Below are 6,827 nucleotides of genomic sequence, written 5' to 3' on the forward strand. Positions count from 1 at the left end.
ATCGACGTGATCGGCGTCCCCGAAGGCGATCCGATCCAGTTCGATCTACGGCTGGAATCGGTGGTCGAAGGGGTGCTCGTCACCGGAACGGCCCGTGGCCGCCTGGTCGGGGAGTGCGCGCGGTGCCTGGTCGATATCGAGGACGAGTTCCTCGCTGACGTCCAGGAGCTGTACGTCTATCCGGAGAGCGACGCCGAGCCGGACGAGGCCAGCCGGATGGAGGGCGATCTGATCGACCTCGAGCCGGTGCTGAGGGACCAGGTGGTGCTCGCGCTGCCGTTCCAGCCGTTGTGTACGGACGACTGTCCGGGACTGTGCCCCGACTGCGGGGTGCGCCTGGCGGACGAGCCCGGCCACAAGCACGAGGAACGCATCGATCCCCGCTGGGCAGCCCTCGGCAACCTGCAGGACCAGCAGGACAACTGAACAGCTCCACGCACCACCCGAAATCGTCAGACTGAGCCGGCCGGGTCCCACCGGGCCTCCGGCCGAACCGAGGAGTCATAACCGTGGCCGTTCCGAAGCGGAAGATGTCGCGCAGCAACACCCGGAGCCGCCGGGCCCAGTGGAAGACCACTGCCCCGTCGCTGGTGACCTGCGTGAACCCCGCCTGCCGCGCGAAGCACCTGCAGCACACCGTCTGCCCGAACTGCGGCCAGTACGGCGCCAAGGGCGAGCGCCGCCAGGTCGTCGAGAGCTAAACGGCACCTATCAGTGAATTCATCGGTCAACGAAACGGGGCTCTACGCCGAGCTGAACCAGCGGCTCGGCGTATCGCTGGCTGACAATTTGCTGGAGCACGCCTTCACCCACCGTTCGTTCGCGTACGAGAACGGTGGGCTGCCGACGAACGAGCGGCTGGAGTTCCTCGGGGACTCCGTGCTCGGCGTCATCGTCACGGAGTCGTTGTTCCGGAACCACCCGGACCTGAGCGAAGGCCGGCTGGCCAAGCTCCGGGCCGCGGTGGTCAACATGCGTGCGCTCGCGGGGGTCGCCCGCGAGCTCAAGCTCGGCAAGTACCTGCGGCTCGGCCGCGGCGAAGAGGCCACCGGTGGTCGGGACAAGTCCTCGATCCTCGCCGACTGTGTCGAGGCGCTGATCGGCGCCGTCTACCTGGACCGCGGCTTCGAGGTCGCGGGCGGGGTGGTGCACCGGCTGTTCGACGACCTGATGGAGTCGTCGGCCCGGCTCGGTGCCGGCCTGGACTGGAAGACCTCGCTGCAGGAGCTGGTCGCCCAGCTCGGCGTCGGCGTGCCGGAGTACGTGATCGCGGAGTCCGGGCCGGACCACGCGAAGACGTTCGAGGCGCGGGTCCGGATCGGCGCCGACACGTACGGTCACGGCATCGGCCGGAGCAAGAAGGAAGCCGAGCAGCAGGCCGCCGAGACCGCCTGGAAGGCACTGCGCGCCGCGCATCCGGACAGCGTGGACCCCTCGCAGCAGCCGTAAGTGCCGGAGCTTCCGGAGGTAGAAGTCGTCCGTCGCGGCCTGGTGGAGTTCCTCACCGGCCGGACGGTCGAGTCCGTCGAGGTCCTGCATCCCCGCCCGGTACGGCGTCACGCCGCCGGGCCGGAGGACTTCGTCTCCCGGCTCAAGGGGCAGGTGTTCGCGGAGCCGGCCCGGCGCGGGAAGTACCTCTGGCTGCCGCTGACCTCCGGTGACGCGGTGCTGACCCACCTCGGGATGAGCGGTCAGTTCCGGGTCCAGCCCGTCGGCGCGCCGGACGAGCCGCACCTGCGGGTCCGGTTCCGGTTCGCCGACGGCGGCGGAGAGGTCCGGTTTGTGGACCAGCGGATGTTCGGTGGTCTGTCGTACTCCGAGGGCGGCGCCGAGCTGCCCGCCGAGATCGCGCACATCGCCCGCGATCCGTTCGACCCGCTGTTCGACCCCGAGGCCGCGATCGCGAAGATCCGGCGCCGGAGGACCGGCCTGAAGCGGGCGCTGCTGGACCAGACCGCGGTCAGCGGGATCGGCAACATCTACGCCGACGAGGCGCTCTGGCGGGCCAAGCTGCACTACGCCCGGGCCACCGAAACGCTGAAACCCTTACAAATAAGGGCGATCCTGGAGCAGGCCCAGGCCGTGATGGCCGAGGCACTGACCGTTGGTGGCACCAGCTTCGACGCCCTGTACGTCAACGTGAACGGGGAATCGGGGTACTTCGAGCGCGGCCTGAACGTCTACGGCCAGGAAGGATCGCCGTGCCCGCGGGACGGCCGGCCGATCCGTCGCGAGCCGTTCATGAACCGTTCGTCGTACCGGTGCCCGAAATGCCAGCCCGTTCCCAGGCAAGTTCGCTGGTGAACGAGGTATCGTTAACAAATGTGGCCCAGGTTGACCCGTCGCCCCCGCCGGTGTCACCCTGAAAGACGGCACACCTTTTCGGCGCTCCCGCATGACCTGGACTGAGGAGCGCGACCGGCCAGAACCCTTCCGGAGGACAGCACAATGGCCAAGGCTCTTCTAGGGCATCTTGGAGGCACTGACCCGCGCATGCTCGAGCAGGTTCGTCTGCTCAATCGGCGTGTCGCAGATCTGGAGGCGCACGTGATGCGGCTCCAGGCAGAGAACGATCACCTGGTGGCCCAGATCCACGAGGGTCGGCTGCTCACCGTCGACGAGGCTCTGCGCGCTCCCGCCTCGGTCTGACGCAGCACAGAGGTACTTTTTACCGTCCGCTTCATACTCCGAACGGCGGTGGCCCCCGTCCGGGCCTCCGCCGCTTGCTGTTGAGTAATGTTCTGTATGTTCACCCAATGTTGTGCTCCCAGAGCTTTCGCCGGACGTCTCTGAACGGCTCGGCCTCCGCTGGATCGCGTGGATCTCTTTGTAGACTGCGAAGCGGAACACCTTCCCCCGGGTAGCGGCAGCGTGACGAACAGCTACGGCGGTTCCTTAGGTACCGTCTGTCCTTTCACGGGTTGGAGACCTTCGCCTTGTACCTGAAGAGCATGACGCTCCGGGGTTTCAAGTCGTTCGCGTCCGCGACGACGATGAACTTCGAACCAGGCATCACCTGCATCGTCGGGCCGAACGGCTCCGGCAAGTCCAACGTGGTCGACGCGCTGGCCTGGGTGATGGGTGAGCAGGGCGCCAAGTCGCTGCGCGGCGGCAAGATGGAGGACGTCATCTTCGCCGGCACCTCCGGCCGCTCGCCGCTCGGCCGCGCCGAGGTGGTGCTCACCATCGACAACACCGACGGCGCGCTGCCGATCGAGTACGCCGAGGTGACGATCAGCCGGACGATGTTCCGCAACGGCGGCTCCGACTACCAGATCAACGGCCAGAACTGCCGGCTGCTCGACGTCCAGGAACTGCTCAGCGACTCCGGTATCGGCCGCGAGATGCACGTCATCGTCGGCCAGGGCCAGCTGGACTCGATCCTGCGCGCCACGCCGGAGGGCCGCCGCGGCTTCGTCGAGGAGGCCGCCGGGGTCCTGAAGCACCGCAAGCGCAAGGAAAAGGCGATCCGGAAGCTGGAGGCCACCGAGGGCAACCTGCACCGGCTCGGCGACCTGATCACCGAGATCCGCCGCCAGCTGAAGCCGCTCGGGCGCCAGGCGGAGGTGGCGCGCCGGGCGGTGACGATCCAGGCGGAGGTCCGCGACGGCCGCGCCCGGCTGCTGGCCGACGACATCGTCCAGGCGCAGTCCGCGCTGGAGGCCGAGCTGCGCGACGAGGCCCGGCTGACCGAACGCCGTACCGAGGTCGAGGCGAAGCTCCGCGAGGCCCGGGAGCTGGAGGCCGAGCTCGAGGACGCGCTCCGCGAGGACGCCCCGGCGCTGCAGGCCGCCCAGGACACCTGGTACCAGCTGTCCGGCTTCGGCGAGAAGATCAAGGGTACGGCGCGGATCGCCGCGGACCGGATCCGTTCGCTGAACGACGAGGCCGAGGAGCCGCGGCCGGGACGCGACCCGGAGGAGCTGGAGCTGGAGGCCGCCCGGGTCCGGGAGACCGAGGCGCAGATCGAGGCCGAGGTCGAGGCGCACTCCGAGCTGCTCGCCGAGTCCGTCGAGCGCCGCCAGCAGCTGGAGGCCCAGGAGGCCGAGGAGGAGCGCCGGATCTCCGCGCTGATCCGGGCCGCGGCCGACCGCCGCGAGGGTCTGGCCCGGCTGACCGGCCAGGTGAACGCGCTGAAGAGCCGCGCGGCCGCTGCCGAGTCCGAGATCGGCCGGCTGGCGAACAACCGCCGCGAGGCCGAGGAGCGGGCCGCGAAGGCGCAGCACGACTTCACCGCGCTGGAGACCCAGGTCGCCGGGCTTGATGCCGGCGAGAAGGGCCTCGACGAGGAGTACGAGGGCGCTCAGGCGGTCCTCGACGAGCTGGACGAGCGGCTGACGAAGCTGCGGGCCGAGGAGCGCGACGCGGAGCGCGAGCGCACCGGTCTGGCGGCCCGGAAGGAAGCGCTCGAGCTCGGCCTGAACCGCAAGGACGGTGCCGGCGCGCTGCTGGCCGCGTCCGAGCAGATCAACGGCCTGATGGGGTCGGTGGCCGCGCTGCTGAGCGTCCGGCCCGGGTACGAGACCGCGATCGCGGCCGCCCTGGGCGAGGCCGCCGACGCGGTCGCCGTGACGCATTCCGACGCCGCGCTCCAGGCGGTCGGGCACCTGAAGGAGCACGACCTCGGCCGGGCCGGGATGCTGCTCGGCGACGCGCCCGCCGACGACTACTCGCTGTGGCCGGTGCTGCCGTACGGAGCGTCGTACGCCGTGGATGTCATCGACTGCCCGGAGACCTTGCGGCCCGGGCTGCGGCGGCTGTTGCGCAAGGTCGCCGTGGTCGACGACGTACCGGCGGCGCAGTCACTGCTGCGGAACCTGCCCGACGTCACCTGTACGACGCGGGCGGGCGACGTCCTCGGGGCGCATTTCGTGTACGGCGGGTCGGACGCCGCGCCGAGCCTGATCGAGGTGCAGTCCGCGGTCGACGAGGCGGCGGAGAAGCTGACCGAGGCGACGGCGCGCAGCGAGCGGCTGCGGTTCGAGCTGCAGGCGCTGGAGCAGGAGCGGGCCCGGCAGAAGGAGTCCGTCGAGATCACGCTGGCCCGGCTGCACGAGTCGGATGCCTCGATGGCCGCGGTGGCCGAGCAGCTCGGGCACTTCGGATCGCTGGCCAAGGCCTCCCGCGGTGAGGCGGAGCGGATGGCCGAGGCGATCGCGGCGGCCGAGGAGGAGCGCGACCGGAACCTGTCCGGCCTGGCCGACCTCGAAGAGCGGCTGATGGACGCGGAGGCGTTCGACGAGGACGGCGACGAGCCGGACACGTCGGAGCGCGACCGGCTGGCCGACGCGGCGAAGGCGGGGCGTGCCGCCGAGATGGAGGCGCGGCTGGCGCTGCGGACCACTGAGGAGCGGGCGCGGGCGCTGTCCGGTCGCGCGGACTCGCTGGAGCGGGCGGCGCGGCAGGAGCGCGAGGCGCGGGCCCGGTCGATCGCGCGGGCGGCCCGGCGGGCGCGGCAGGCGGAGGCGGCGCACGCCGTACACCTGGCTGCCGGTCACGTGCTGGCGCGGCTGGAGTCCTCGCTGCAGCTGGCCGCCGCCGAGCGGGCGGAGATCCAGGCGCAGCGGGCGGACCGGGAGCAGGCGCTGGCGCAGGCCCGGTCCACGACCCGGAACCTGAGCTCCGAGCTGGAGCAGCTGACCAACACCGTGCACCGGGACGCGCTGGCGCGGGCCGAGCAGAAGATGCGGCTCGAGGCGCTGTACGAGAAGGCGCTCGGCGAGCTCGGGATCGAGGTCGACGCGCTGGTCACGGAGTACGGACCGGACCAGCTGGTGCCACCCGTGCCTACGCCGGGTGCGGAGGATGCGGAGCTCGAGGGCGAGCCGTTCAACCGGACCAAGGTGGAGAAGCGGCTGAAGCAGGCCGAGCGGGCGCTGAACCAGCTCGGCAAGATCAACCCGCTGGCGCTCGAGGAATTCGAGGCGATGGAGGAGCGGCACCGCTTCCTCTCCGAGCAGCTCGACGACCTGAAGAAGTCCCGCCGCGACCTGATGGACATCGTCAAGGAGGTCGACGAGCGGGTCGAGCAGGTGTTCACCGAGGCGTACCGGGACGTCGAGGTCGCGTTCGAGCACGTCTTCAGCCGGCTGTTCCCCGGCGGCGAGGGCCGGCTGGTCCTCACCGATCCCTCGGACATGCTCGCCACGGGCATCGACGTCGAGGCCCGCCCACCCGGCAAGAAGGTCAAGCGCCTCTCGCTGCTCTCCGGCGGCGAGCGCTCACTGGTCGCGGTCGCCTTCCTGGTCGCCCTGTTCAAGGCCCGCCCGTCCCCGTTCTACATCCTCGACGAGGTGGAAGCCGCCCTGGACGACACCAACCTCGGCCGCCTCCTGGAGATCTACGAAGAACTCCGCGAGAACAGCCAGCTCCTGGTCATCACCCACCAGAAACGCACCATGGAGGTAGCCGACGCCCTGTACGGCGTCACGATGCGCGGCGACGGCGTCTCCGCCGTAATCTCCCAACGAATCCGCGAACCCGAGCCCGTCTAGGCGGTGATCGTCATCGAGGCGAGGTGATCGCCTTGGACGGCGAAGGTGAAGTGGGACGGGCCGTTGAACCCCTGGCCGCCCACCTGGGTACGGATGGTCACCGGGTTGCCGGGGGTGCTGACCTCGGTGCCGGTGAAGGTGGCCTGTTTGCCGATCAGCTCGTTGTCGCTCCACGCGCGGATCTGGTCGGGACCGCGGAACTCGCGGCCCCAGTCGTTCACGTAGCCGTCGGGGGCGAAGGCGGCGACGAACGCGTCGTTGTCGAGGGCGTCGATCGCGTCGAGGGCGCGCTGGACCGGTGCTGGGATCTCCTGGCTCATGCTTTCGACCATA

At 70.1% G+C, this 6,827-nt stretch carries 7 protein-coding genes; 6 read left to right on the forward strand and 1 reads right to left on the reverse strand.

Annotation, left to right across the window (positions count from 1 at the left end; translation table 11 throughout):
• From VFF46_RS15385 to smc, 6 genes are all read left to right on the forward strand, one after another.
• Nucleotides 1–426: DUF177 domain-containing protein (locus tag VFF46_RS15385; protein ID WP_325037792.1), on the forward strand; the 426-nt coding region annotated here is incomplete at its 5' end.
• An 83-nt stretch (nucleotides 427–509) separates the two neighbouring features.
• The gene (gene rpmF / locus VFF46_RS15390) at nucleotides 510–701 is read left to right on the forward strand and encodes a 50S ribosomal protein L32 (RefSeq protein ID WP_130387616.1); all 192 of its coding nucleotides are present in this window, start codon (nucleotides 510–512) and stop codon (nucleotides 699–701) included.
• A gap of 13 nt (nucleotides 702–714) precedes the next feature.
• On the forward strand, nucleotides 715–1,449 hold the full coding sequence (rnc, locus tag VFF46_RS15395; protein ID WP_325037793.1) for a ribonuclease III: 735 nt from the start codon (nucleotides 715–717) through the stop codon (nucleotides 1,447–1,449).
• On the forward strand, nucleotides 1,450–2,304 hold the full coding sequence (gene mutM / locus VFF46_RS15400; protein ID WP_325037794.1) for a bifunctional DNA-formamidopyrimidine glycosylase/DNA-(apurinic or apyrimidinic site) lyase: 855 nt from the start codon (nucleotides 1,450–1,452) through the stop codon (nucleotides 2,302–2,304). It abuts the gene before it with no gap.
• 144 nt (nucleotides 2,305–2,448) lie between these two features.
• Complete coding sequence (locus VFF46_RS15405; RefSeq protein WP_130449173.1) at nucleotides 2,449–2,649, forward strand: hypothetical protein; 201 nt, start codon at nucleotides 2,449–2,451, stop codon at nucleotides 2,647–2,649.
• 287 nt (nucleotides 2,650–2,936) lie between these two features.
• Nucleotides 2,937–6,494 (forward strand): chromosome segregation protein SMC, encoded by a 3,558-nt coding sequence (gene smc, locus VFF46_RS15410; protein WP_325037796.1) that lies wholly within the window; start codon nucleotides 2,937–2,939, stop codon nucleotides 6,492–6,494.
• Here smc and VFF46_RS15415 read toward each other — a convergent pair.
• Nucleotides 6,491–6,827, reverse strand: a 337-nt coding sequence (locus tag VFF46_RS15415) for a nuclear transport factor 2 family protein (RefSeq protein WP_325037795.1), incomplete at its 5' end; no start/stop codon positions are given. The genes smc and VFF46_RS15415 overlap by 4 nt on opposite strands.

It is taken from the genome of Kribbella sp. (genome assembly GCF_035655035.1).
Classification (GTDB): Bacteria; Actinomycetota; Actinomycetes; order Propionibacteriales; family Kribbellaceae; genus Kribbella.